This is a genomic window from Pseudomonas baetica, assembly GCF_002813455.1.
Classification (GTDB): domain Bacteria; phylum Pseudomonadota; class Gammaproteobacteria; order Pseudomonadales; family Pseudomonadaceae; genus Aquipseudomonas; species Aquipseudomonas baetica.
The window spans coordinates 326,705-351,003 of record NZ_PHHE01000001.1; the positions used below are offsets into that span (position 1 = coordinate 326,705).

Annotated in this window: 13 protein-coding genes; 6 read left to right on the forward strand and 7 right to left on the reverse strand. The window is 58.7% G+C overall.

What is annotated here, in order from left to right; all coding sequences use genetic code 11:
- Nucleotides 1–78: 78 nt before the first annotated feature.
- Both ATI02_RS01455 and ATI02_RS01460 read left to right on the forward strand, forming a co-directional pair.
- On the forward strand, nucleotides 79–465 hold the full coding sequence (locus ATI02_RS01455; RefSeq protein ID WP_095187989.1) for a tetratricopeptide repeat protein: 387 nt from the start codon (nucleotides 79–81) through the stop codon (nucleotides 463–465).
- 230 nt (nucleotides 466–695) lie between these two features.
- On the forward strand, nucleotides 696–1,076 hold the full coding sequence (locus ATI02_RS01460; protein ID WP_100845248.1) for a PilZ domain-containing protein: 381 nt from the start codon (nucleotides 696–698) through the stop codon (nucleotides 1,074–1,076).
- A 3-nt stretch (nucleotides 1,077–1,079) separates the two neighbouring features.
- On the opposite strand, the gene ATI02_RS01465 is transcribed toward ATI02_RS01460, so the two are convergent.
- A complete protein-coding gene (locus ATI02_RS01465) occupies nucleotides 1,080–1,454 on the reverse strand; it encodes a DUF6124 family protein (RefSeq protein WP_095187991.1) in 375 nt (124 codons plus the stop codon).
- A 470-nt stretch (nucleotides 1,455–1,924) separates the two neighbouring features.
- On the opposite strand from ATI02_RS01465, the gene ATI02_RS32525 reads away from it, so the two are divergent.
- The 4 genes from ATI02_RS32525 (at nucleotide 1,925) to ATI02_RS01485 (ending at nucleotide 17,464) form a co-directional block, all read left to right on the forward strand.
- Nucleotides 1,925–5,035 (forward strand): hypothetical protein, encoded by a 3,111-nt coding sequence (locus tag ATI02_RS32525; RefSeq protein WP_238156271.1) that lies wholly within the window; start codon nucleotides 1,925–1,927, stop codon nucleotides 5,033–5,035.
- A 150-nt stretch (nucleotides 5,036–5,185) separates the two neighbouring features.
- Nucleotides 5,186–8,884 carry a Tc toxin subunit A gene (locus ATI02_RS01475; RefSeq protein ID WP_100845249.1) on the forward strand — a complete coding sequence of 1,233 codons (3,699 nt, stop codon included), beginning with the start codon at nucleotides 5,186–5,188 and terminating at the stop codon, nucleotides 8,882–8,884.
- 52 nt (nucleotides 8,885–8,936) lie between these two features.
- On the forward strand, nucleotides 8,937–13,046 hold the full coding sequence (locus tag ATI02_RS01480; RefSeq protein WP_100845250.1) for a Tc toxin subunit A-related protein: 4,110 nt from the start codon (nucleotides 8,937–8,939) through the stop codon (nucleotides 13,044–13,046).
- Nucleotides 13,043–17,464: an Ig-like domain-containing protein gene (locus ATI02_RS01485; protein WP_100845251.1), complete on the forward strand. Its 4,422-nt coding sequence runs from the start codon at nucleotides 13,043–13,045 to the stop codon at nucleotides 17,462–17,464. Before ATI02_RS01480 ends, ATI02_RS01485 begins: the two co-directional genes overlap by 4 nt.
- On the opposite strand, the gene ATI02_RS01490 is transcribed toward ATI02_RS01485, so the two are convergent.
- The 6 genes from ATI02_RS01490 to ATI02_RS01515 are packed head-to-tail and all read right to left on the reverse strand — an operon-like array spanning nucleotide 17,431 to nucleotide 24,138.
- Entirely contained in the window at nucleotides 17,431–18,762 is a 1,332-nt protein-coding gene (locus ATI02_RS01490) for a DUF58 domain-containing protein (protein WP_100845252.1), read from the reverse strand. The two genes, ATI02_RS01485 and ATI02_RS01490, sit on opposite strands and share 34 nt — an antisense overlap.
- Entirely contained in the window at nucleotides 18,759–19,760 is a 1,002-nt protein-coding gene (locus ATI02_RS01495) for an AAA family ATPase (RefSeq protein WP_095187996.1), read from the reverse strand. Before ATI02_RS01495 ends, ATI02_RS01490 begins: the two co-directional genes overlap by 4 nt.
- Complete coding sequence (locus ATI02_RS01500; RefSeq protein ID WP_100845253.1) at nucleotides 19,757–20,920, reverse strand: DUF4350 domain-containing protein; 1,164 nt, start codon at nucleotides 20,918–20,920, stop codon at nucleotides 19,757–19,759. Before ATI02_RS01500 ends, ATI02_RS01495 begins: the two co-directional genes overlap by 4 nt.
- Nucleotides 20,917–22,464, reverse strand: a complete 1,548-nt coding sequence (locus ATI02_RS01505; protein ID WP_100845254.1) for a DUF4129 domain-containing protein — start codon at nucleotides 22,462–22,464, stop codon at nucleotides 20,917–20,919. The genes ATI02_RS01500 and ATI02_RS01505 overlap by 4 nt, the downstream gene beginning before the upstream one ends.
- Nucleotides 22,451–23,428, reverse strand: a complete 978-nt coding sequence (locus ATI02_RS01510; RefSeq protein ID WP_100845255.1) for a stage II sporulation protein M — start codon at nucleotides 23,426–23,428, stop codon at nucleotides 22,451–22,453. Before ATI02_RS01510 ends, ATI02_RS01505 begins: the two co-directional genes overlap by 14 nt.
- On the reverse strand, nucleotides 23,425–24,138 hold the full coding sequence (locus tag ATI02_RS01515) for an RDD family protein (RefSeq protein ID WP_100845256.1): 714 nt from the start codon (nucleotides 24,136–24,138) through the stop codon (nucleotides 23,425–23,427). The genes ATI02_RS01510 and ATI02_RS01515 overlap by 4 nt, the downstream gene beginning before the upstream one ends.
- Nucleotides 24,139–24,299 lie beyond the last annotated feature (161 nt).

Sequence of the window (24,299 nt, forward strand, 5' to 3'; positions counted from 1 at the left end):
ACGTGGCAACTTTGGGACAAACGCGCCTGAAGATTTCCGACGATGGGTCGATACAGAGCTCAAGACAGGAGAACCCCCATGCGATTGTTGCCCATTGCCGCCCTTGCCCTCAGCGTCGCCGCCGTCACGGGCTGCACCCGTTGGTCGATGAACCATCATTTGAACAACGCCTACAGCGCCTATGACCGCGGCAATTGCGAGCAGGTGATGCTCGAGCTGTCCAAGGTCGAACGTGCCAGCCGGGCGCGCCCGTATGTGTGGCCGGAAGTGTCGATGATGCGCGGCCAGTGCCTTGAGCGGCAGAAGATGTTTGTCGATGCAGCGCAGACCTATCAGTTCATCATCGCTTCGTACCCCAATAGCGAGTATGCCTACCGTGCCCGTGCACGCCTGGAAACCCTGCAGAGCCTGGGCCATTACCCGACCCGCAGCGCTGCCGCCGTCGTGCGTCCAACGCGCTTTTGATGGCAGTTGTCATACAAAATCTGGCCGGTTGTACAACCTGAGCTATAGTCGAATGAATCGGGTTTAGAGCCGAGTCTCTAATGTGCCCGTGCAACACCTGCGACTGGCAGTTGTAAGGTGACGGCGATGTCGCGATCGTCACACCGGAAGCGGGGAGAGCGAGCCTGCGCACAGGTTCGTTCCGAAGCAAAGGTGCGGCTCTGTGAGGGGCCTTGCATGGCGAACTGCGCATGTTTACCGACCGCCGGATCGAGCGGCATCAACTGCCGTATTTCCTTAGAGTGTTCAATAGCGTCACCGACAAACCCATTGGCTTTCTGGGCAACGTGTCCGCCGACGGCTTGATGCTGATCAGCCCGTTGCCGATGATGATCGGCGTGGAGTTTCATCTGCGCCTGAAAATCCCCAGTGGCGACGGATGCCTGCAAGTGATCGATCTCATCGCGTGCTGCCTGTGGTGCCACGAAGACGCCACCCCGCTGCATTATGACGCCGGTTTCGGCCTGCAACGGCCACCGCCGGAGTACGGACAATTGGTCGATGCGTTGCGCCAGTACTTCAGTTTTCAGCCGTTGCCGGCCGCGGCCATAGTGAAGGCGCCGCAGGGTTAACGATCAGGTCACGGCAATCGCGCGCTCGTTATCCAGCGTCTTCTCCGCCAGCAACAGCCCCATCTCACTGAGCTGATAAATCGCCATCGCCAGATGCCGCGGCTGGTCTTCCAGGCTGTCTGCCAGATCCAGCAGCAGAATGTTCACCGACGAAAAGGTTTCGTAGGTCTGGATGGCCACCGCTTCGCGGTTCATGTCGGGTGCGACCATGAACATCTGCATGCCGCGGTCTACGGAATTGCGCGAGGGCGGGGCTTCGGGTTTGAGGTAATGGTCGAGGGCCTTTTCGGCGGCCTCGTGGAGTTTTTTTGAATTTGCGGATTCGTAGGGGGAAACCGAGTCGCCGGTTTTTGGGGGATTTGGGGTGTCTTTGATCATGTACATGTCCTCGTAAGTAGTGCCGCCACTTTCTCGCGACTAAACGAGGGGGTGGCGGCTGAACGCAGGTTAGTCGACCGGGAAAGACATGCAAAAAAACGGCGCGCCCTAGGGCGCCCTGCGAACAGCCACCATCGAGTACGGGGATAGGGAATACCCGATTGGATGACGCTTACGCACTTGCATGTAATTCCCGGGCGACTAAACCCGACCACTGATTGGCAGCGGCACGGATCAAGTTACGGGGCATCGGCAAAGTGCACAAGCCAGCGGATTCTGAGGGATCTGTAGGCAAAGGCGCAAGGCGTTGTAGCCTCGATAACCCGGCCTTGAAAGGTTGTGCAATACACCCTTTTTCTACGTTACCGTTCGTCGGGACTGTCAGATCTTACAGGTGCGCAAAAAAGCTTCCCGGTTCTAGATTGCCGAGCACGGAATGTCGGCAGATCAGGACTTGGGGGCGCGCAATCATGGCAGAGCATTCGGATGACGATAAGGCACCCTCGATGCCGCAGGAAGGGGAGGAGGGCGTTCTGAAGCTGGAGATCATGCAGTTTCATGAGCCCAACAGGGGGCGCATCTTCCCGCTGGGTGAGGAGTTCGTGGGGCCGACGGTATCGATTCCTATCAGTATGTACAAATGGCATTTCAAACATGGCGATGATAGCTATAACGAGATTGAGCGAAACGCCACTTCCAACCCTGTCAGATATCAAGCGCCAGTGAATCTAAGACATGGCCAACATGAAATTCACCATTGCTATAAAGCTTTAAGTTTGAATTTATGGACTCCCTGGTACAGGACCGGGGAATTTTTTGTAATCAAGCCTCCTGAACATGGGTATGGAAATCTCATACATTCGCTAATACGTCTTCCGCTTCTTGATGGGACAGGTCATCCAGGCGCTACTGTCAGGCTCTATAAAGAGGACCGAGTCACTCCGGTAAGTGCCGAAGGCGAGGTTTCCACTACCGGTAAATGGCAGTTATCCGTCATCTCGCCCGGATTGCAACAGGGGTTGAATACACTGGTAGTGAAGGAAGCAATGCCCGGCTGGCTCGGCGAAGTCTTTTCGAGAGCGATAAAGATTAAGTATTATTTGACGCCCACGATTACCAAACCAGGAGTAAACCAAATTGTTCCTGGTAGAGGGATAGACTTTGAGGGTAATTGTACGCCTGGAATGTTGATTGCCGTAGTTGATGGTAACGATCAGAACTTTGCTTACACCGAAGGCAAGTTTTTTGATACCACCCATTGGAAGCTGACACTTAAATCGGACATGGATTTACCGTCGGGTCCTCGAACCGTTCAAACCATGTTCCGTCTGCCTGACCTCACTTACGGCTTAGGGCCAAAAATAACGTTCATAGTAAAAAACCTGTCTGACCCACCCCGCGTACCTGACATCAACTCTCCAGATATTCTGAGTATTCAGAATCAGAAATTCCCAGCATGGGGTTATGGTGGAGTTGCGGGTGCCAAGGTCAAGTGTTTTTTAGATGGTGAAAATATTCCAAGAGGGGAGACAACTGCCAGAGACAATTTCTGGCAGGCAGATATCGAACTGCCTCCGGGCACTCGCTCACTTGTGGTTGAGCAAACGCTGAACGGCATGGCCTCCGGTCGGAGTATCCCGCGCGCCTTCAGAATCCGTCCCCCGAAGGTGGAGACGGCAACATTCGACACTCCTACTGACAACAAAGTGGTGAGTTTTTCCGGGTTGGGGTACACGGGGGCGTCGGTGGAGATCCGGATTACCAGCGGGCCTGCTGGAGCCTCACCACCGCGTATTGTTGAAGTGGTAGGTGGTGAATGGAAAACAACAGCCCCCAACTGGCCCTATGGTACGTACAAGCTCGAGGTGATCCAAAAGGTCCCCGACAACGCGAGCCGCTGGATCGAGTCGGAGCCCTTGCCCTTGACAGTCGACCACGTGCTGCCGGATGTCAGCGCGGTAGAGGTCATTGCCGACTATCAGCCGATCTTCAGCGGTCAGGGCTACACCGGCGCCACCGTGAAGCTGTTTAACGCTGACGGAGTGACCCCCATTGCGCCCGAAGTCAAGGTGTACGAGGGCAAGTGGAAGACAACGGCAACAGACGTGTGGGGGCCGACGCTCAATCGCAAGGTGTATATCAAGCAGTACCTGAATGGACAATCCTCGGCCAAATGGATCGATGTACCGGTCACCATTGCTCCACGGGCGCCTGAGGTGACTGAGGTGCTTGAATATGAGCTTTCCCCGAAAATTATCGGTACTGGCTGGCCGGGCGCGATACTGACGCTTGTGTACAACGTGGACGGGATATTTCACAAGCCGCCCAATAATAATGGTCGTTGGGAGTTTAAACGTACTCTGCCCTTTGAGCCGGGTCTGACTCACAGATTCACCGTGATCCAGCACTATGCAGGGCAGACATCGTCGCCGGCATCCGGAACGTTCGTGGTCTATCGCCCAATGGTTCAACCGCGCATCACCTATCCAGGCCCAAACGCCAAGGTGGGGCGCGATGTGACTGTCAGTGGCGATGGCGGTATGAAGGGCGCCACGATGCAATTGCGCAACGTCCGGTCCGGCCGGGACCTGGGGCCCCCCGTCGTGCTGATCACGGACGGTGCATGGTCGATCAAGGTGGTTGGGCTGGTGTTTGATCTCCACACTATTGATGCCCAGCAGACACTTGACGGGCGGTTGTCTGCGCGCAGTCAACCGGTTGCTTTTGATGTGGTGCTGTTGCCGCCGGAAATAACCGTTCCTGAGCAAAACGACACGCGTGAACGGACTTCGCTGGTCAGGGGCACCGGCATCCCTTTTGGCAACGTGGAGCTATGGCTGGCGGGCATGACCTCACCTTGGCACACCAATATTGACGTGCGCGCAAACGGTGATTGGGAAATGCACGTGTCGCTACCGGTGGGTAACAAAACCCTCTGGGCCCGGCAAACGTTCGTTCTTGACGGCAAAACCCATGAATCCCAAAACACGGAACCTGTGACCTACGCGGTCGTCCCGGCGGCGCCCTTCATCGAATCACCCGCCGCAGATGAACACGTGGGACGGCGAATGGTGGTGTCGGGCTTCGGTGTGGTCGGGGACACGGTCATGGCCACGCTCGGTGCTGCCATGGGAAACGATGAAGTGAAGCCGGATCGCACCTGGTCAATAACGCTGGACGCTGACCAGATCGGTGGCGTTCGTGATCTGGTCGTGGTGAGCACATGCAGTGATTTCGAATCGGCACCGGCTAAACAAACGGTCGTTCAGGGTACGTACTTGCCAACGCTCAGCAGACCGGAGGCGGGACGCAGGGTCGCTAACCCGGTGCAGTTTGCAGGGCAGGGACGGGCGGGTATCGGCGAGGTGCGCAGCTGGTATGACCCGGACCTGAAATGGGTGTCGCAGGTCATTGTCACTGATGGCGCATGGCACGCCACCGCCACGCAGTCCTTGCCTGGCAACGGCTGCTGGTGCTGGTTCAGGCAAACCCTCACGGACGATGCCAATGGCGAAACGGTTTCCGATTGGGTGCTCAGCAATCGCTTCGAGGTCGACCTGACGGGCGAGAAAAAAACCTGACCCGGTAACTCCGACGAACGGTCGAAAAAACTGTCATTTATGACAGGTTACGCCCGCCGTTATCAGGCGCAAAGTTTGTTCGTATGCCTATGCAGCTACCCGGTCACATCCGCTGGCCAATACCCGCTATCGCCTCAAAGGAACCTGATCATGGCTGATTCGCCCCGTCCCTCCGTGGAATTGTTCGATGAGTTGTTTGAAACAAAACGACTCGTCCAGGACGCTGGCCTGAACCAGCTTCGAAGCTATCTCGCGCAGGACGGTTCGATTTTTCCTCTGGTGGAGAAGGGCGTACAGGGGCTGGTGAGGGAGTTCCAGTTGAATGCCGATGACGCCCGGCAGTTCCTGCACCGCGCCAACAGCATGGCGACGTACGTGCGGCGTCAGTTTATCGAACAGACCTTGAGGGGCGGCAATCGCGCGCAACCACAACCCAAGAGCGGATTGTTGGCGATAGTCGACGGCCCGAAGTACGAGACAGTATTCCCCACCGCGTTCGACGCGATGTGCCCACCCGGAGCCCTGGAGTCGTACTGGTCGCCCGCCGCCTATCTGATTGATTTGCTGCGCTGGATTCGCGACAACATCGACTCAACCGGTCTGCAAAAAGACATCTACCGCCTCCATCAGCGTCGTCAAGACCTGAAGCCGATGCGCGTTGACTTGAACGCGGTGTATCAGTTGGTGTCCTCGGTGGACATCACCGTCTCGGTACTGGAGACGTTCATCAAGGCGCAAAAGCAGGACGGATCCATTGAGGACGCTCTGTACACAGCGCGTTACCCCAACGGCCTGCCTTACTATCAGCACTGGGTCACACTAGACGGCGTTGCCCGTGCCAATGGCTTGTCGGTGGGTGATTTTGCCCGCACGGTTGAGCTGTCTTATCCCTGGTTTGTGCAATCAGAGAGCTGGACCGACCGTGCCGAGCGAGCTCTGGCGCATGCCTCGCGATTGGGGCCTTACCAGCGCCAACTGCTGACGGAAGCCGGCCCGGACCCCGTAGGGCAAGTGAAGTTTTACCAGGATAACTATGGCACCGGGGATGACTGGAAGAAACTCAAGCAGGTTCCCATCTTCGGTGCGCAGACCAAACTCGACACGCGGGGGATCGAACGCTTTTTGTCGATTCGCGACTTCGCACCGGAGCGTTCGCTCAATGTCTCTTACGCCACTGCAGCCCCCAATGAGCCAGAAAGCGGGCGTTCCGGTTCGGTATACCTTAATCAGAATACCCACCCCGCCGTGCATATCCGGGTAAGCGAGGACGTTCCTGCGGCCGTGCATAGCCTCGTAAGCGAGGATCCCCCGGCGACCGTGTATGAGTTGAGTGCCCAGCCCGATGATGTTCCAGGGCTTGATCGTTACGACCGGATGAACCGCATGGTGCGTCTGTGTAACTGGCTGGAGCTGTCCAGTGATTCAGTGGATGCGTTGCTGGTGGCCGCGATCAGGGCTGAGGTACGAGGCGGAGCAACGCCGGGCCAGTGGTGGATATCGAAGAACACCGTGCACGCCCTGGGGCTGTATCGCACCTTGCACGAGCGCTACAACTGCACGGACGCCGATTTCGCAGTGTTTCTTGATGAATTGGGCGTTTACGGCCACGGCGAGGCGCTCTCACAATTTGATCAGGTGTTCAACAACCAGGGGGCGTATCGCGAGCCCTTCAAACTGGATGACGCACCCTTTGCGGTGACGCCTGCGCCGGGCGAGGCCAATCTGACGATCAATCAACTGTGCTTCGGTTTGGGCATCGACCCGCAGACGTACCAGTACCTGGCGCTGACGGTAGCCAAAGCGCACTGCCTGACTGACACGCTAAAGCGCAGCGCGCCGATCATCTCCAGTTTTTATCGATTGGTGAAGCTGCCCAGGTTGCTGAACATGACCCCGGTCGAGGGGGTGTTGGTGCTGACATTAGTGGGGGGCGAGAAGTGGGTCAATGGTCTGGCGGGTCCACCCAAAATCAACGCCTCTGCGCACGACACCCCGGATGCGCTGAACCTGATCGATGCCATGCAGGCTTTTGCGCAATGGTGTGAGCAAGCGCGGTTACCGGTGCTGTGGGTGTTGCAACATGTGGCCCAAGCGCAGCCGGCGGGCGATGCGACCGAGCAGGATCTGCAGTTTTTCGATCAGATTCACAACTTGCTGCCCATGGCGCTGTTTTCCAATGCCAATCTGTTGATGGCGGGCGTGCCATCGGCAGGTCCCGCCAGTTGGATGGACTTCCTGGCAAGCTCGGCCGATGGCCTGGATCCGGTCATCGACGCCAACGGTCTGGTGCTGGCTGGGGCCGGGACGCCAGAGCAGTATTTGATCTTTGCCCGCGCCAAACTCGCACGGGCGCTCGACGATGCTCTGGGCAAAATCGACGAGACGGTGCGCGCTGCTCTGGTCGAAACCATGCTCAGTGTGCTTTTGCAGGCCCGCGATGCGCAGGTTTCTCTGGTCAGGGAAACGCTGTCCGTCTACGCCGGGGTTGCAGTGGATCAGGCAATCCTCGTGCTGAACTGGGCCAACTCGACGGTGTATCAGCTGTTGCAGCAGGTCAATCAACGACCCGATCTCAGTCCGGATGTATCAAGACGTGCGAGCAACGAACCTATCGATCCGTTGCTCACTCTGCTGGCCGATGTGCGTCGACGCGCTGATGTAGTCGAGACGCTGGACCTGAGTACCGTACTGCTGCAGGACTATCTCGAATATGGTCATCGGGCCTGGATCGGTCAGGCCGACAAACACGCGTTGTCGGTGCGCACGCTTTATTACCTGAGCGTGCTGACCCGGGCGTTCAGCATGAGTCAGTTGCCTGCACAGAAACTCCTGACCTACCTGCGCCGGGTGAATCATCTGCCCGCTGACGCTGACTTGAGTGTCGATGCCGCACGGCTGGCGGAACAGGCTGCCGCGATCATGCTGGCGGAGTTTTTTGGCTGGAGCGCGCAGGAAGTGCGCGAGTGTGTCAGCCACATCCTTCCAGAAGGTCTCAAGGTACTGAAGAATCTCAGCCAACTGGATCTGTTGATGCGCGTGCGTGCGTTGTCGGCCAACAGCGGCATGGAAGCGCAGACCATTATAAAAGTCGGTACGTTGTCTGAAGAAGTGGACCTGTCGGCCTATGCCGAAGCCGCCGAACTCGCTCTGCTCAGCGAGACACGCTCGCGGGCTCCGGTTGCCCAGTTGCCGGCTGACCTGAGCCAGCTTGTGACGATAACGTGCGTCCCGGATAACACCGATGTCATCGCAGGAAAGCCGGGTGAGAAGGTCACCTTCACGGTAACGGTCAAGGATGCCGCAGGCGAGCCCTTGAGCGATGTCACAGTGTATTGGCAAACCACGCTTGGCCACATCGAAACAAAGAAAACCCAGGTAGATGGAACACTCAAGGCCGAGTATTTCCCGGGCAAGGTCACGGGCACCGATACGCCACGATACTGGCTGGACATGTTTGAGCCGAAGACTGCTCAATCAATCAACATCAATGCCGACAACCGCAATCTACTGTTCCCGCTCGCTTTTATGTCTAAAGTGCCTCTGGACTCTGTGCCAACAGGGCATGAGGTTGAACTGTATGCCCGGTTAATGGACCGCTATGGCAACGTGGGGCGCGACAATCTTGTGACATGGGCGTCCGTGAGCACCAAGACGGTTGACGACCCGGACGCCGTGGATGGGCCAGCGATTCGACCCGCTAACGGTTTCACCGACCAGGATGGGCTTACACGGGTGTTTGTCTCCAGCACCGTCACAGGAACATTCATTTTCAGCGTGCTCAGCCAAAGCAGTGAACAAGCGGTTGATTTCCCCCCTATTACATTTGAAGCAGCCGCTAACAGGCAGTGATCTTTAGCGCCTGTCAAACCGATGTCCCCGGGCCTCACACGGAGCAAAAATCATGGAACCGAACGTCACTGGCGGGCTGTTGGAGAAACGCCGTTGGGCACTGCTCGAATACTGCATCGGGCATGTCAGCCAGAAGGATTATCCGTTTGTGCAAACCCCGGAGGATCTCTTTGAACTATTGCGCATGGATCCATTGGATTCCTCTGCGGTGCGCAGTTCCCGAGTAGCCGAAGCGATCAGTTGTGCGCAACATTACATCCACGCGGTTTACCGCAAGCTGGAGCCCGGTTTCGAGAAGCATCAGTTCCACGTCGATGATCTGCAGACATGGGAGTTCTACAGCAACTATTCAGACTGGGCGGCGCTTCAGAAGCTTGCTCTGTATCCAGAAAATTTCATGAATGCCGCTGTGCGTCTGCGCAAGACAAGTCTGTTCAAAACCCTTGAAAACGAACTGAACTCGGCGCAATTAAGCGTCGACTCGGCACAAATGGCGGTGCGCAATTATCTGCAAACTTTCGAGCAGACCTGTGACCTGGAGGTCATCAGTTGCTACATGGACGGCACCACGCCTGCTCGCGCCGTTTACTACTTTGTCGGGCGACAACGTGTGCAGCCGTTTCAGTACTTCTGGCGTAAAGCGGACGTTAACCTCACACCCACGAGCAAGGCGGTCAACCCCGCTGCGTGGAGTGAGTGGCAGGCTATCGAGTTGCAGCCCGACGCCGAGGTGCTGGAGATGCGTCCGGTGTTCTGGAATGGCCGGTTGTGCCTGTGCTGGGCCGAGTGGCGCGATAAGGTTCAGGGTAAGACGCAGGGTGAGTTCATACCTGCTCAACTGAGTATCAAGCTGGCGTTCATGACCCAAAGTGGCCAATGGTCGGCGCCACTGCCGATGTGCTGTTCAGAGCCGGCAAACCGCCCCGCGAAGCCCATGATGGTCGCAAGCGTGCGCACCGACTATCTGCATCCGAAGGGCAACCTGGGGATTTTGTTCACGGATATAGACGATGTGACGCAACGGGTGCATGCGGTCCACGATGTGTTGATGCGTCCCCTCGAACACGACGGCGGCCTGTGGCTGGACGCTGCATTGACTCACCGATTCAAAACCCCCGAAACAGTTCAGCACCCGCTGCCCAGTCAGGTGACGGTTCTCTCCAAAGTGGCGGCTGAGGGCGATTTGACGCCTTATCTGGAGCTGCTGGTCAACGCTTATCGGGGGTTGAATGGCGAGGGCAAGGAAAAAGATGTACTGACTGTCCGGGGCTTTTGCAAACCCAGGGTGCCGGCGAAAGATGCCACTCCACAAATCAAACTGGCATTAATTAACAGAAACAGCGGTGACCCTGTTGATGTGACAAAGAACCAATCGGAGGCGGGCGATTGGCACATGGCGTTCAGTACTTCGTTCGAGCGAGATCCAGGCGGATGGTCGACACTACCCATATTTTCTTTTGGTGACACGGCCACCACCCCACCCACTTCGTTTGGCGTCAAAGAGTTCACGCTCACCATTCGCAACCTCATGGATTTCATCCCGCCAATACTGGTGAAAAATACCACGGACGCCGCGCAGTTTCTCCAGTTCAACCAAGCAGCGCTGACGCTGAAATATACCCGCCTGAATTCGCTGTTTGGCGCGGAACTGGTGCAACGCGCCAATGTCTCGGTGGACGCGATTCTGGATTGGGAGTCGCAGTTTCTGGCCGAGCCAGTGCCGACCGGTCTCACGTTTGACGAGCCCAACGGTGCTTTTGACGGGGCAAACGGCCTGTTCTTCTGGGAGTTGTTTTTTCACCTGCCGCATTTGATGGCGACACGTCTGCGCGACGAAGGGCGGTTCCCCGAGGCGCAACGCTGGTTGCATTACCTGTTTGATCCGCAGGCCATTGCCGACGTTGTGGCCGATCCGAGCAAACCTCCGCCTGGTGCGAAAGTGCTGTATTGGCGCTGCCGACCATTGGCAACAGGAAAGGGCGATCCGGGCAATGAAGCCCTGGCGCCCACTGACCCGGACGCTATCGGCTACTCGACGCCAGAGCATTTCAAGATTCTGGTGTTCTGCGACTATGTGAAAAATCTAATGGCGTGGGGCGACTGGTATTACCGGCAACTGACCAGCGACAGCCTGGTGGCAGCCAAGCTGTGTTACGTGCAAGCCAAGTTTCTGATGGGCAAGACACCCATTGCCCGTGCAGTGACGCAGTGGGAAACCGATACGGTCGAAAATCTTTTGAACCGGTCCATCAGGCGTACGGCGCTGGAGGCGTTTGAACGGACGCTGCCCTACTCACTGGCGGATATCGCGGCCGGCTCCGACATCGCCCCACGGCTCGGGTTGATAGGGTTCGAGCCTTTCAAGCCAGAGATCAATCAGCCTTTGCTCGACCTGTTTGCGGCGCCGCAAATGCGCCTGGATAACCTGCGCCAAAATCTCACCATCGACGGCCAGCCGCGCAATATTGCGTTGTTCAGTCCGCCGACAGATCCGGACCAATTGCTGCGTGACCAAGTGGCTGGCGGTAGCGGTGGACCACGACCGATGGGCGGGCGGCTGGTGGTCAACGCGTTCCGTTGGCGGGTGACTTTCGAGGTCGCATTGCGTGCGGTGCAGGCTCTGCAGGATATCGGCAGTCAGGTGCTGAGCCTGCTTGAACGACGCGATCGCGCCGAACAGGAGGAAATACAGCAGAACCATCTGGTCGAACTGGGCCGTTATGCGCAAACGGTACAGGAGCAATCCATCGCGCAACTGGAAGCGAATGTGGCAGCCCTTGGTCAGAGTCGTTTGATGGCGCAAGAACGCGCCGATGCCTACGAACGGCGTTATGTAGAAAATATCTCGGCCGTCGAGTACAAAGTCATGGATAGCCTGGAGCAGTCAAAAGTGTTCGCGTTGACAGCCAAAATCACCAAGCCGGTGGGGGCGGCATTGGCGGCGTTGCCGAACATATTTGGCCTGGCCAATGGCAATGCCCGGATCGAGAAGGTGACCGATGCGGTGTGTTTTGGCCTTGAGATCGCTGCCTCGCTGCTGCAAATCGATGCCGATAAACAGGCCACCACCGAAGGCTACCGCCGCCGTCGCAACGAATGGGCACTGAGCCGCGATCAGGCCCGGGCGGAAATGCGTGCGATTGATGCGCAAATCGTTGCGCTGAGCCATGCCGTCGCTGCGGCCCGAGCCAGCCTTGCACAAACCCTCAGAGCCAACGAGCAGGCCCTGACGCTTTACAACTTTCTGAAAAAACGGGCGACCAATGCCGAATTGTTTGGCTGGATGCTCGCACAGCTCAAGGCGTTGCACTCTCAGGCCTACGATGCGGTCATCAGCCTGTGTCTTAATGCTCAGGCTTCGTTGAGCGCTGAAACAGGCGATTACGATGCGCAGATTCCGTTGCCTCAGGTGTGGCAGGACAATCGTCATGGCTTGACCGCGGGCGAGCACTTGCGCGGGCATCTATTGCGGATGGAGCGTGAATACCTGCAACGGTATGAGCGCCGGCTGGAACTGGTCAAGACCATTTCCTTGCGCAAGTTGTTTGACGACCCCGTCGAACGGCAAACAGGTTCTGATAACTGGACGCACGCCTTGGACCAACTGCGCAAGACCGGTTCACTGCAGTTCAGACTGTCGCAGTTGCTGTTTGATCGTGATCATCCAGGGCATTACTGCCGGCAGATCAGCGCGGTGGAAGTCGATCTGCCGGCGCTGGTCGGCCCCTATCAGGACGTGCGCAGTATCTTGCGGCAGATCAGCAGCATGACGGCGACCAAGGCCACGGCGCAATCAGTGCAGTACATGCAAGACCAGACGCTGGTGGCCCCCGCCGACGTGGTGATCAACCTGCGTAGCGGGCAACAGATCGCCTTGTCGGCAGGCATTGCCGACAACGGTCTGACGGGAAGCAAACCTGATGAAGGCTTGCTCAATCCCTTCGAGAGCAGCGGCGCGGTCTCCACCTTTCAGCTGAATTTCCCGTGGCCGGCAAAACAACCGCAGGCGGCCATGCTGAGCGCCTTGACTGACATCATTGTGCGTATTCGCTACACGGCCAAGTCTGGTGAACCGACGTTTACCCGCCAGGTGCAGGACATGGTCACCGAGGCGGAAAACGCCACGCGGCTACAACAAAGTCACAGGAGCGGGCAATCATGACTGATCCCATTGTTAACGCAAATGAGAGTCTGGTGGTCAATGGCGAGTTCCGCAATGCAACGACGGGCTGGACGACCAAGGGGTTTTACGCGGTAGGTGGTGATCTATATGAAAATAAATGGGTCAGTCTTCTAATTCTGCAGGATGCTGGTTCGATCTGGCAGGAGATCATCGTACCCAAGGGGCCAGACGACAATGCTCAATACATATTGAGTTTTCTGTGTGAGGTGGATCATCCCCGCTCCGGCTGGATGCGTATCTTCAACGGGGACGTTGAGTTGTCGGCGATAGAACTCACGCCTGATCCGCAACGCAAAAACGAGCACGCCACGGCGGGTCTGGGGGCTGGGCAACCCTTGGTGTTTTTACCGAAAGCCTACAATATGCAGCTGGATAAGGGTTTCAAGCGTGATGACGTTTTACGCCTGGAGATAGTTTGCCCGCGCAACGACCATGGCGACTATTTTTCGCGGATCCGTATCACCAGGATCAACCTGCAATTGCATCTGCAACCGTTGAAGCTGCAATCCGTGCAGCTGGATGAGGAAAGCTTCGCCCCGGGTGGCACGTTGCACTTGTGTCTGGGTGCTGTACCCCTTGACAACCACCGGTTCACCATCATTCCTGAAACAGGCAACGCCTGGCTGGATACCGCTGCAGCGCTGTTTCTTGAAGGCAATCCTGGTGAGACGGTTACCGCTGATCCCCCCTTGGGTGAAGATAACGACCTTGGGTCGCAGTGGAAGCTGATATGCCCGTTGGTCGGCGATGAAGGTCCCTTTGATATCAATTTGAAAGTGGTCAACCGGTACAACGCCGAGCCTTACACGATCCCTGTATCGTTGGGGCATCACCGCGTGGTCTTTCGCGACCCGCTGGAGGCGGCCTATTACCCGGTGCTGGAATATAAGCAGACCGTGCGTCTGGGCGTGCAAGTGGCTTCTTTTTATACAGGTCAGGCGCTTGGTGGACGCACGGTGACCTGGTCGGTCGCAGCGCAAGGTGTCAATGTTGATGTTGTTAGTGACGAGCACGGCTGGGCTGACTTCACTTACGATCCGACCGCTGACGGAGATTTTTTCGTCACGGCTTCGGTGAGCAGCCCTTACTACGCCGAGGGTGTCGCCACCCACACGTTCGGCGTCAAGGTGCTGGCCACGGACCCTTGGCGTGAGCTTCTGGCCATTGTCGACGGTGCGCCTACCGAGTGGGGCGCGACCGGTTACCCGAACCGGGGCAGCGAATATGGTCTTCTGGTGCGCTTGCCTGCCGGCAGTCCTTTGTTGGGCAGCCAATTTTCGCTGCGCTGGAAAGGTGACCATCATGAGCAACTCGACGTGGTGATCAGTCCCGAGCTCGATACTCCAGTGCCCGTCAACAGTGACACTGCCTGGACATTGGACAGCGGTGATAGGCAGGACGGAAAATTCGATCTGTCGCTGGTCTGCTCGAAATTGTTGTTGCCATCACCGAGCAAACCCATGTCGCTGGCGCGCAACCGCCTGCGGATCGAGGAGGTGCGCGAGGCCAACAAGTTTCCGATAGTCGATGAAAACGAAAGCGTGTTGTTGCGGGTGAGGGTGGTGCACGACATCACCGCCGGTAATGGCGACCCGGTCGGCAACGCCTTGGTCGAGTGGAAAACGCCTGAAGGGGACTTTTCGGATGTGACCGGTCCCTATGGCTGGACGAGTCTCCATTACACCCCGACAAGCGCTGGTGATCACACTGTCACGGTCAACATCAAGGCGTATCCCGAGGCGCAGGCGAGTACTTGGTCATTCCCGGTGCAGGCGATTGCCACTAGTCCCTGGAAAAACCAGGTCAGCATCTGGCTGGATGATGAGTTAGTCGAGCGCAATACCCTCGGCGTTCTTTGTCGGCGAGGGCAGACACATACCCTGAGGGTCGAGCCGGTTGAAGGTAGCCCGTGGACAGGCAAAAACATCAGCCTGCATTGGCGAGGCGCAATTGATCCCGATATCGGTCTCATGCCTGCTGGTTTGGGCGTGCAGTTCCCACTGCTCGCAGAGGGCGTGCAGTGGGAACTGCAGTCGCTGGCCGAGACTAGCCTCAGTAGCTTGTTCGAGCTTGAGCTACGACTTGAAAACGTCGGCACCGTGCGTGAGTTGTCTGGACGCTTGGTCTCTGTGGACCTGAAGCAAGAAATGAGACTGTTGCTTGATCAGGTCCTCACGCCATTGGACGAGCAAGTACTCTACCCGTGTCTGGGTGCTCGTCACCGCTTCAATGTCTCGCCCAATGCACTGAGCCCGTTGGTGGGCCTGCAGGTATCACTCGCCTGGTCGGGCAAATCAGCCGAGGACTTGCAGGCGACGGTGCAACCTGACCTTGGCGCCGTGCAAGTCCTGAGTGACAGCGGTGTGGTCTGGATACTGGATTTCTCCGCCAGCGAGCAACCCGGTCGCTTCGAGCTGACCGTGGCGCTACCACAGCTGAATTTTATCGCCACTGCCAAGCCGATGGATCTGGGCCATAACAAAGTCCGTTTCGAGGCAACGCTTGAGGATGCGGTGGATCCTGTCGTCGGGCAGGCGCCTGTGTGGTTGGCCGCACGGGTGTATTCACATTTCACGGAGCGTCCGGTTAGCCAGGTCCCGGTGAGATGGTTCGCAGGGGAAGGGAAAGATGAACCTACCGATGAGAATGGCTGGAGCCGACATGCGGTTGCGCCAAAGAGTGCGGGCGACGTCGTGGTGATTGCTTCGCTGCGTAATAACTATGACGGCTATGAAGATGTTCGAACGTTTTCGGTCAAGGCGCTGGGGAGTGATCCCTGGCGCCATTTGACGGTCAGTTTCGATGATCAGCCGGCGCAGCCCTTGGGGGCGAAAACCTGGTTTGCGCGTCGCTCGGGCAAACACAAAATCCATGTGCACGCCCCCCAAAGCAGTCCCTTGTTCGGAAAGTACCTGACGCTGGGCATGGCCAGAAACGGACCCACCCCATTGGGGATCAGCTTCGACCCCCCGGCGCTCGGTGTGAGGAATTTTCTCGGCGAGAATGGACTCGTCATCGACTTTAGGGTCGCTGATGTGCAGAACGGCAGCACCAGTGTGCTTTTTGCTGCTGATCGGCTGGCGAGCTTGTCGCCCGAGAATGCGATGTCGGTGGGGCCGGCCTCGCAGGTCATGAAGATCGCTGATCATCAGCGCACCCGGCAGACATTGCTGTGGGGAGAGCATTTTTTCGGGAAGGTCAAAGTGATCTCGGTCATCAGCGGCAAACCGATGTCGGGTGTGACCGTGACCTTCAGCACGAGTGAGCTTGGGGAGAAGAAAGCGGTCACCAATGCTTACGGGGTGGCAAAGCTTGATTTTGCCCCGACGAGGGCCACTTCGTTTGTGGTAACGGCAACCGTCGGAGATGACCTGCATTCGGAGTCTGTGGCGTGGGATTGCACGCTCATGGAGCCAGTGCGCATTCTTGAATTGTACGAGCCGACCTTTTCAAGGCAGCCTCCTGATACGTCGAGAGCCCATGCCCACGCCTTGGTGGTTTCGGCAAGCACTCAAGAGCCGTTGCCAGGTGTTAAGGTGCAGTGGAAGTATGAAACCCTTGATTTGGTAGCGACGGAAACGGACCCCAACGGGATAGCAAGTCTGATCTTTTCTTACTCCGAGGAGACTCATGGCATTCTGACTGCCACGGTAAAAGGTGGGATTGCGGGTTGGGAAGTGGCCGCTTTGGCATATGGCGGGGAAATCCCTGAGGTGATGGAAATCACCGCGTCCAGCCGTCTAGTGCTATTGGGCAGCGCGGCTATAGTCAGTGCGCGTGTGGAGAGAGCGCCCGAAGGCGCGCAGGTTCGCTGGCGGTATCCAGATGCTGACGATGCTCAAACCCCCATCGGTGCCGATGGATGGGCAAGACACACCTTTACGCCGAGGACATTTCCGGCGGGAGGTTTCGGTGTGGTTCAGGCCGAAGTGACAGTGACGGATGTACCCGTATCAGCGTCCATGACGACGCGTATCTGGGTGACGGACACAAACAATGCCGTGATAAAAGGCGCAGCCCTTTTCATCAACAAAGTTATTGTTCTGTTTCCTGCTCAGGTCGTTGTCCCTGTTCGACTGAACAAGGTGGTTGACGTTGGACTGACGTTTGCAGAAGAGCTGACAGGACGACAGTTTTCGATCGCTTGCTCACGGGATGACATTGCCTTCGAACCGTCTGCAGGCAAACTGATAACAGTTGGCGCAAATTTTACGTGGAGGATGTCGGTCACGGCGTCGATTGGTGACGAGTTTGCAATAGCGATGACCTCTCCGGATTTTGCCGGGTCAATCGGGGTCAGATTCGCCGTCATTGCTTCAGATGCTGCTGACGACGAGTTGCTGGCAACAGATCAGACTGACGATCAGATGCCCCCTGATCTTTTCCAGCTCAAATAACGTGTCACCAGTTCGGCCCCCAACTGCGGGGGCCGGGCATCCACCACGGGTATGCCATGGGCGGTCATGCGCTCAAGGCGTTCGTTACGATCATTCAAGTAGTTCACGGTGCCACAATAGGCCAATGCCTCGGGCAAGGTTTGCACCGGTGTCTGGCGCAGGGTGTCGAGCACGATCTCCCGCAAACTGACCAGCAACACCCGATGCTGCTGGCTCAGCCGTTTAACCGCGCTTGAAAGCTCGCCATCCTCCTCATCACCCAGGTTGGTCACCAGCAACACCAGCGCCCGGCGCTTTTGCCGGGTGAGCAGTTGCGTTACGGCGCTCTGGTAATCAGCCGTGTGCTGACTGCTGTCGAGGTCATACACACGGTTGAGCAACACATTCAGTTGTCCGCTGCCTTTGACCGGCGCGAGGTAGCGCGGCTGGTCGCTGGCGAAGGTGCTCAGGCCCACGGCATCGCCCTGGCGCAGGGCTACGTAGCTGAGCAGCAGGCAGGCGTTGAGTGCGTGATCGAAGTGCGACAGTTCGTCGTCCTGGCTGCGCATGCGTCGCCCGCAATCGAGCAGGAAAATGATCTGCTGGTCGCGTTCGTCCTGGTATTCGCGGGCAATCGGTGTGCGCTGGCGCGCGGTGGCCTTCCAGTCAATCTGGCGCAGGCTGTCGCCTTCGCGAAATTCGCGCAGTTGGTGAAATTCCAGACCCTGGCCGCGACGTTGGTGCTGGCGTACGCCGAGCTGACTGAGCCAGTTGTCCACCGCCTGCAGCTCGCCGCCATACAGGCGGGCGAAGTCGGGGTAGACGCGGGTGTTGTCGAGGACCTTGAGCAGACGCTTGCCGGACCACAGGCCCAAGGGGCTCGGCAGGTTGATTTCGCAGTGTTCGAAGGTGAAGTGCCCGCGCTGTATCGGGCGCAGTCGGTAACCGGTCTGGCTGTATTGACCGGGCTGCAACTCGACGCACAGCGGCAGATTCTCAAAGCTCAAACCCGGCGGCACATGGTCGAAAATCTGCACCTGCAACGGCGCGCAAAAGTCGTGTTCAACCTTGAGTTGTACCTCCCCCCAGCGACCGAGGGCGAGGCTGCCGGGCATCTGGCGTTTGATCCGCAGTGCCGGCAGGCGCTTGAGGCGAACGGCATCAAGCGTCGCCAAGGCCAACAGTGCCAGCAACAATCCCCAGTTGATCGAGATCAGGCTCGCCGGGACATCCATCTCCAGCGCCTGAAAGGTGCCCAGCACAATGCCGACGGCGAGCAGCACCGCCAGCCAGATCAACAGCAGACGCGAGGGTTTCACAGGCGCGGCGCCGCGACTTGGTCGAGCAATTGCTGGAGCACCTGATCGACTTGCAAGCCTTCAATGTCCAGTTCCGGGGCGATGCGCACGCGATGGCGCAACACCGCCAGCGCGCAGCCCTTGATGTCATCGGGAATCACGAATTCGCCGCCACGCAACAATGCCCTGGCTCGGGCGCAACGCACCAGCGCGATCGATGCGCGCGGCCCGGCGCCGAGGGTCAGGCCCGGCCAGGTGCGGGTGCTGCGGGCCAGGCGCACGGCGTAGTCGAGCACTTGATCGTCCAGCGGCAAGTCGCTGGCGATGCGCTGCAAGGCTTGCACATCCTTGGCCTGCAACACGGTGCGCAACGGTTGCACATCCAGCATGTCGGCGCGGGTCGAGCGGCACACCTGGCGGACCATGCTCAGCTCATGATCGGCCTCGGGGTAGTCCATGCGCACCTTGAGCATGAAGCGGTCAAGCTCGGCTTCGGGCAGCGGGTAAGTGCCTTCCTGTTCGATCGGGTTCTGCGTGGCCAGCACCATGAACGGTTGGGCGATCGGCAGGGCGCGCCCTTCGAGGGTGACCTGACGTTCCTGCATGGCTTCAAGCAACGCGGCCTGAGTTTTCGCCGGTGCGCGGTTGATCTCGTCGGCCAGCAGCAGGTTGGTGAACAACGGGCCCTTGCGCAGTTTGAACTGTTCGGTTTGCAGGTCATACACGGCGTGGCCGGTGACGTCGCTGGGCATCAGGTCGGGGGTGAACTGGATCCGTGCAAACTCACCGCCGAAGCACTTGGCCAAGGCCCGCACCAGCAAGGTCTTGCCCAGGCCGGGTACGCCTTCGAGCAGCACATGGCCACCGGCAATCAGCGCGGTCAGCACGTCGTCGATCACCGCGTCCTGGCCGATCAGGGCCTTGTGCAGTTCGTTGCGCAGCGCTTGCGCCAACTGACTGGCACGCTGGCGTTGCTGGGCCGCGTGGCTCGCGCTGCCGGGCTCGATCTGTTCACTCATAGCGTGTTCCTCAAGGTTTGCAGGTGGGCGACCTGACGGCTGAACTCGGCGCTGGACAGACGCTGATGGGTTCGAGGCGTCAGGGCCTGACTGATGGCGCGGGTCGGTTGCCGGCTCAGGCGCGACAGCACCAGCCATTGTTCGGCAACGTTCAATTGGTCGAAGCCGGGATGGCGGCGGCGGGCGCGACGTAACACGTCCTGTTGCAGGGCCAGCAGCAATGTGTGCTGACCGTTATGGCGCAGGATGAAATCGGCGCTGGCGCGCAGGTGTTCCTGTAGTTGTCGCCGGCCAATCGGTGCCGGTGCTTGCAGCGGGCCCTGGCGCACTCCGACGTGCCAGAGCCACAGACCGATGAGCGCTAGCAGGGCGACGATGGCTTGCGGGAAGTAGCGCCATAGCAGGGTCGCCAGGCCATCGTGTGCGGTGTTGTAGATCAGCGTGACGTCGGTGTCGGCGCTCAGATACCACAGCAGCCAGGCGTTGTCGTACTCGGCGATGGCCGGGGCTTTCCACAATTCGGCGTCGGTGACCACGGTGATCGAACCGAGGCTGTAGGGCAGTTGCATCATGTGTGTGGCCTTGGCGCTGTTGGCCCAGGCTTGCGCAAGGTTTTTCGGGTCGTCGAGGTGGAAGTCGGTGTCGAAGCCGGCGTAAGCCGGTGCCTCTTCATCTTCCAGATACAGTTTGGTCAGTGTCGGGTAAGGATCCTGCTCCACATCGGCCGGGGGATCTTTCAGTTCCTTGCTTAAGGACTGATGCAGTTGCACCCGATCAAGCAACAGGTCATTGCTTTGTCTGGTCTGTTCGTCCCACAGCGATTCGGCGACAAACACCAGCCGCCCGCCAGCCCGGGTCCAGTTCAAGACTTGATCGACCTGACGCGGGGTCATCCGCGAGCGGTCGTTGAACAGCAGCAAGGTGTTGCCGCGTGGTTCGACATCCGGCAGCAGCGACAGGCTTTCGGCATGCGTGACATGGATGCCGCGCTCGCGCAAAAACATTTCCGCCGCCAGATACGGGTTGGCCTGCGCGGCGGGCGAGGGGCCGTGATCGATCTGCTCCTGATAAGGCCTGGCCAGCAGAAACAGATAAACGCTTAACGCCGCCAGCAGGGCGACGATCAGGCCGCCGAGCCACCACAGACTGCGCCGGCTCAACGCGATACTCCGTGACCGAACAAGGCGCGCCAGCCATCGCACAGTTCCTGTTGCAGAGGCGCCGCGGGTACGCGATGCCCGTAAGCCATGTTTTGCCAGTGAGCGGTGAGGGTCCGGCTGAAGGCGAGCAGCTCCGGGCGCTGCAATTGTTCAACCCGCTTGAGCACCTGGTTTTCGGTGTCGGCGGCATTCAGCGGTAGATCAAAATCATGCAGCAAATGGCTGAGCAGACCCCGATAAAGCAGACTCAACGCCAGCCGTGGCTGACTCTGCCAGAGTTGTTCGGCGTGGGCGGCGATATCCTCGGGCAGGCTGTCACGGTTCAAATCCAGACCAAAAGCTTGCTGCGGCGCTGCTCGCCTGGTGCGGCTGGGCAGTTTCGGGCGACGACTGACGAACGCTTGCAGAAACTCGCGATAACGCCAGATCAACCCACCGAGCCCGGCAATCAATGCGCCCCACAGCAGTACTTCAATTACCTTGGCCAAGGCATTGAGGTGTTGGCCGTCAAGCCAGCCCAGCAGGGTTTTCAGCCATTGCGGGGCTTCGCCGGGTTCCGCTGATTTGGCCGGGGCTGCCGGGTCCTCGCCAAAGCGATAGCGGGTGACGGACTCCTGGTTCTTGAACGGCGGTTGTTCGAGCAGTGCTTTGATGCTGTCGCGTGAGGCCTGGCTGGTCAGCGGCTGATTCAGCAAGCGCGGCGCCTGCGGGTTGCTGTCCGGCTCGGCCGCCCACACCGAGGGCACGTTCGGCAGCAGCAAGCACACCGCCAGCAGCACACCGAGCACGCTGCTGTTCAGGCGTTGGCGCAAGCGGCGGAACACCAGTTCAATGTCCCACGCCTCCAGTTGTGTGCGCCGATTCAGATACAGACTGAATCCGCAGGCCACATAAACCGGCTCCCACACCACCAGCACCAGCGCATAGAAAGCGTTGGTCAGGTGTTCCAGCCAGCGCCACGGGTGATCCGCTTCGAGGATCAGCGACTGCCAGTCCCAGTCGATTTCGATCTGCTGCGGCAACAGCATATAGAACAGCACCATCAAACCGATCCACAGCGCGGTCTCCAAATGCACGCCGATGATGGTCAGCCACTGCGCGGCGCCGGCATTGCGTTGCAGCAGCACTTGCAGACGTTGTTGTCGGGCGTCGCCATTCAGACCTTCGAGTTGCACCACCGGCATCACAAAACTGCGGCTCAAGCTCAAGCGGCGCCAGGTCAGGCTGGCCAGCAGTTGCGGTTTGAGCAGGCGCGGCCATTCACGCAGGGCTTGCCTGAGCGTTGGCGTTTCGCCAAACAGTGCTTTGGAGAGGATGTATAACGGCAGGCGTTCGTAGGCCGGTTTAAGCCACCAGAAGATAAACATTGCCAGCGACGGCGAATTCCACAGCAACACACTGAGCAAGACGAACAGCGGCAGGGTGACGATCGCCCAACTGGTCATCAACAGGCGTCGATGCTGCTGGCTCATGAGCACGCCCAGATCCATGGCTTCCCAGGTGGTACGCGGACGGATCACCACGGTGGCGTCACTCAGGCGCATGGGGTGTCCTTCCGGCCAGCAACAAGTAGCTCGCCACCAACGCCCAGAGCGTGGCACCGACCAGGTATTTGGTCAGCGGTGCGACACTGGTTTTCGATGACCAATAAGCTTCGATGAACGCGGCGATCAGCAAGAACAGCATGACCCCGCAGATCAGTAATACGCTTTTGCGCGCGGCGCGTTTCAACGCTTCGGCGCGGGTCAGGCGTCCCGGCGCGATCAAGGCCCAGCCCAATTGCAGGCCCGCCGCGCCGGCCAGGGCAATGGCCGTCAGTTCGAACGCGCCATGGGCGATCACGAATGACCAGAAGGTCTGGCCAAAGCCGATTTCACTCAGGTGCCCGGCCACCGCGCCGATGACCATACCGTTGTAAAACAGGAAAAACGCGCTGCCGACGCCCAGCAGCAAACCGCTGGCGAACGTCTGGAAGGCAATGCCGATGTTGTGCATCACGTAATAACCGAACATCACCCAGTCTTCGCTGGCCGCACGCTCGGCGGGGCGTCCGAGGTGACCGGCAACGGGGTCGTACATGCCTTGCATTTCCCGCACCTGATCAGCGGGGATCAGGTTGTAGACCAGCTCGGGAAACAGATACACCAGCACTCCAACACCGATCAGACTGCCGAAAAACAACAGGCCGGCGGCTACCACAAAGTGCCATTCGGCGCGCACCAGCCGCGGGAAGTCGGCGAGAATGAAAGCAAGCAGGTTGGCACCGAGTCGACTGCGATGCCGATAAAGCTGTTGATGACCGCGCAGCACTTGCTGTTGCAACGAGTCGATGAGGAAACTGCTGTAACCGCGCTCCTGCGCCAACGCCAGCTGCTGGCAGAGACGGCGATAAGCCTTGGGGAAACCTGTCACTTGTGAAGTTTCCTTGCCGCGTTCGAGGCGTTCGAGGGCCAGCGCAAAACGCTCCCATTCGGCCTTGTGACGACTTTCGAAAAGACTTTGCTTCATGTCGGGCCCAACAAACCACGGGCGATGCCGTTGAGTTCAGCGACGGCCTTGGGCGCAGAGATATGCAGTGGCTGGGCCAGCAGCGCCGCCAGCTCGTTGACCCGCGCCGGGGTCAGCTCGGTCTGACGCTCGGCGAATCCGAGCAGGGCGCGCTGTTCGCTGAGGGTCAGTGCAATCGGTGCGCGGCGGGGTTCGGCGGCGGGCAGTTGCGGGCGGGTGAGTCGCTGTTCGCTGTACACCACCAGTGTGCCGGCGGCGATGTCGCCCAGTCGTTTGAAGGTTGGATGTTGCAGGCAACTGATGGCGCCGAGAAAGTAGCCGAACGGCAGCAGATCGACAAAGCGCAACAGGTTGCGCAGCAAGGAGGCGGACCAGCCGATGTGGGTGCCGTCATCGTGTACCACGCGCAGGCCCATCCATTGTTTGCCCGGTGAGCGTCCTTGGCGCAGCACTTCAAACAGCACCATGTACCACCAGCTGATCGCGAACAACAACAGCGAGCCAAGGCCCATGCCGAGCTTGCCGAGAAACGCCAGGACGATAAACAGCACGCCCATGATCACGCCGCGCAGGCCCAGATCGATTGCGAACGCCATGGCCCGCACCATCAGCCCGGCCGGACGTAACGGCAAGTCGATGCCTTCCGGCGTTTCGACCTGATGCCGCGTATCCAGCGGTGCTTTCCTTGGCGGTGCTGTGGGCTCGAGCATGGGCTACCTGATGTTCGCCTGTTCGGGGTGCAAGTGAGTCCGATGCTAGCAGCCTCTCGGGGGAAAACGACATAACTATGTATTGCACCGCGTGTGGCCAGAGCTGCTTGAATGACGCGAGGCTGGCCGCGACCGCGGTTGAACGCCTAGACTTCGCCGAT

What these genes read in the sequence shown, in the direction of transcription:
- ATI02_RS01455 (WP_095187989.1), top strand. Translation starts at nt 79, where the DNA reads ATGCGATTGTTGCCCATTGCCGCCCTTGCCCTCAGCGTCGCCGCCGTC.
- ATI02_RS01460 (WP_100845248.1), top strand. Translation starts at nt 696, where the DNA reads ATGTTTACCGACCGCCGGATCGAGCGGCATCAACTGCCGTATTTCCTT.
- ATI02_RS01465 (WP_095187991.1), bottom strand. Translation starts at nt 1,454, where the DNA reads ATGATCAAAGACACCCCAAATCCCCCAAAAACCGGCGACTCGGTTTCC.
- ATI02_RS32525 (WP_238156271.1), top strand. Translation starts at nt 1,925, where the DNA reads ATGGCAGAGCATTCGGATGACGATAAGGCACCCTCGATGCCGCAGGAA.
- ATI02_RS01475 (WP_100845249.1), top strand. Translation starts at nt 5,186, where the DNA reads ATGGCTGATTCGCCCCGTCCCTCCGTGGAATTGTTCGATGAGTTGTTT.
- ATI02_RS01480 (WP_100845250.1), top strand. Translation starts at nt 8,937, where the DNA reads ATGGAACCGAACGTCACTGGCGGGCTGTTGGAGAAACGCCGTTGGGCA.
- ATI02_RS01485 (WP_100845251.1), top strand. Translation starts at nt 13,043, where the DNA reads ATGACTGATCCCATTGTTAACGCAAATGAGAGTCTGGTGGTCAATGGC.
- ATI02_RS01495 (WP_095187996.1), bottom strand. Translation starts at nt 19,760, where the DNA reads ATGAGTGAACAGATCGAGCCCGGCAGCGCGAGCCACGCGGCCCAGCAA.
- ATI02_RS01505 (WP_100845254.1), bottom strand. Translation starts at nt 22,464, where the DNA reads ATGCGCCTGAGTGACGCCACCGTGGTGATCCGTCCGCGTACCACCTGG.
- ATI02_RS01510 (WP_100845255.1), bottom strand. Translation starts at nt 23,428, where the DNA reads ATGAAGCAAAGTCTTTTCGAAAGTCGTCACAAGGCCGAATGGGAGCGT.
- ATI02_RS01515 (WP_100845256.1), bottom strand. Translation starts at nt 24,138, where the DNA reads ATGCTCGAGCCCACAGCACCGCCAAGGAAAGCACCGCTGGATACGCGG.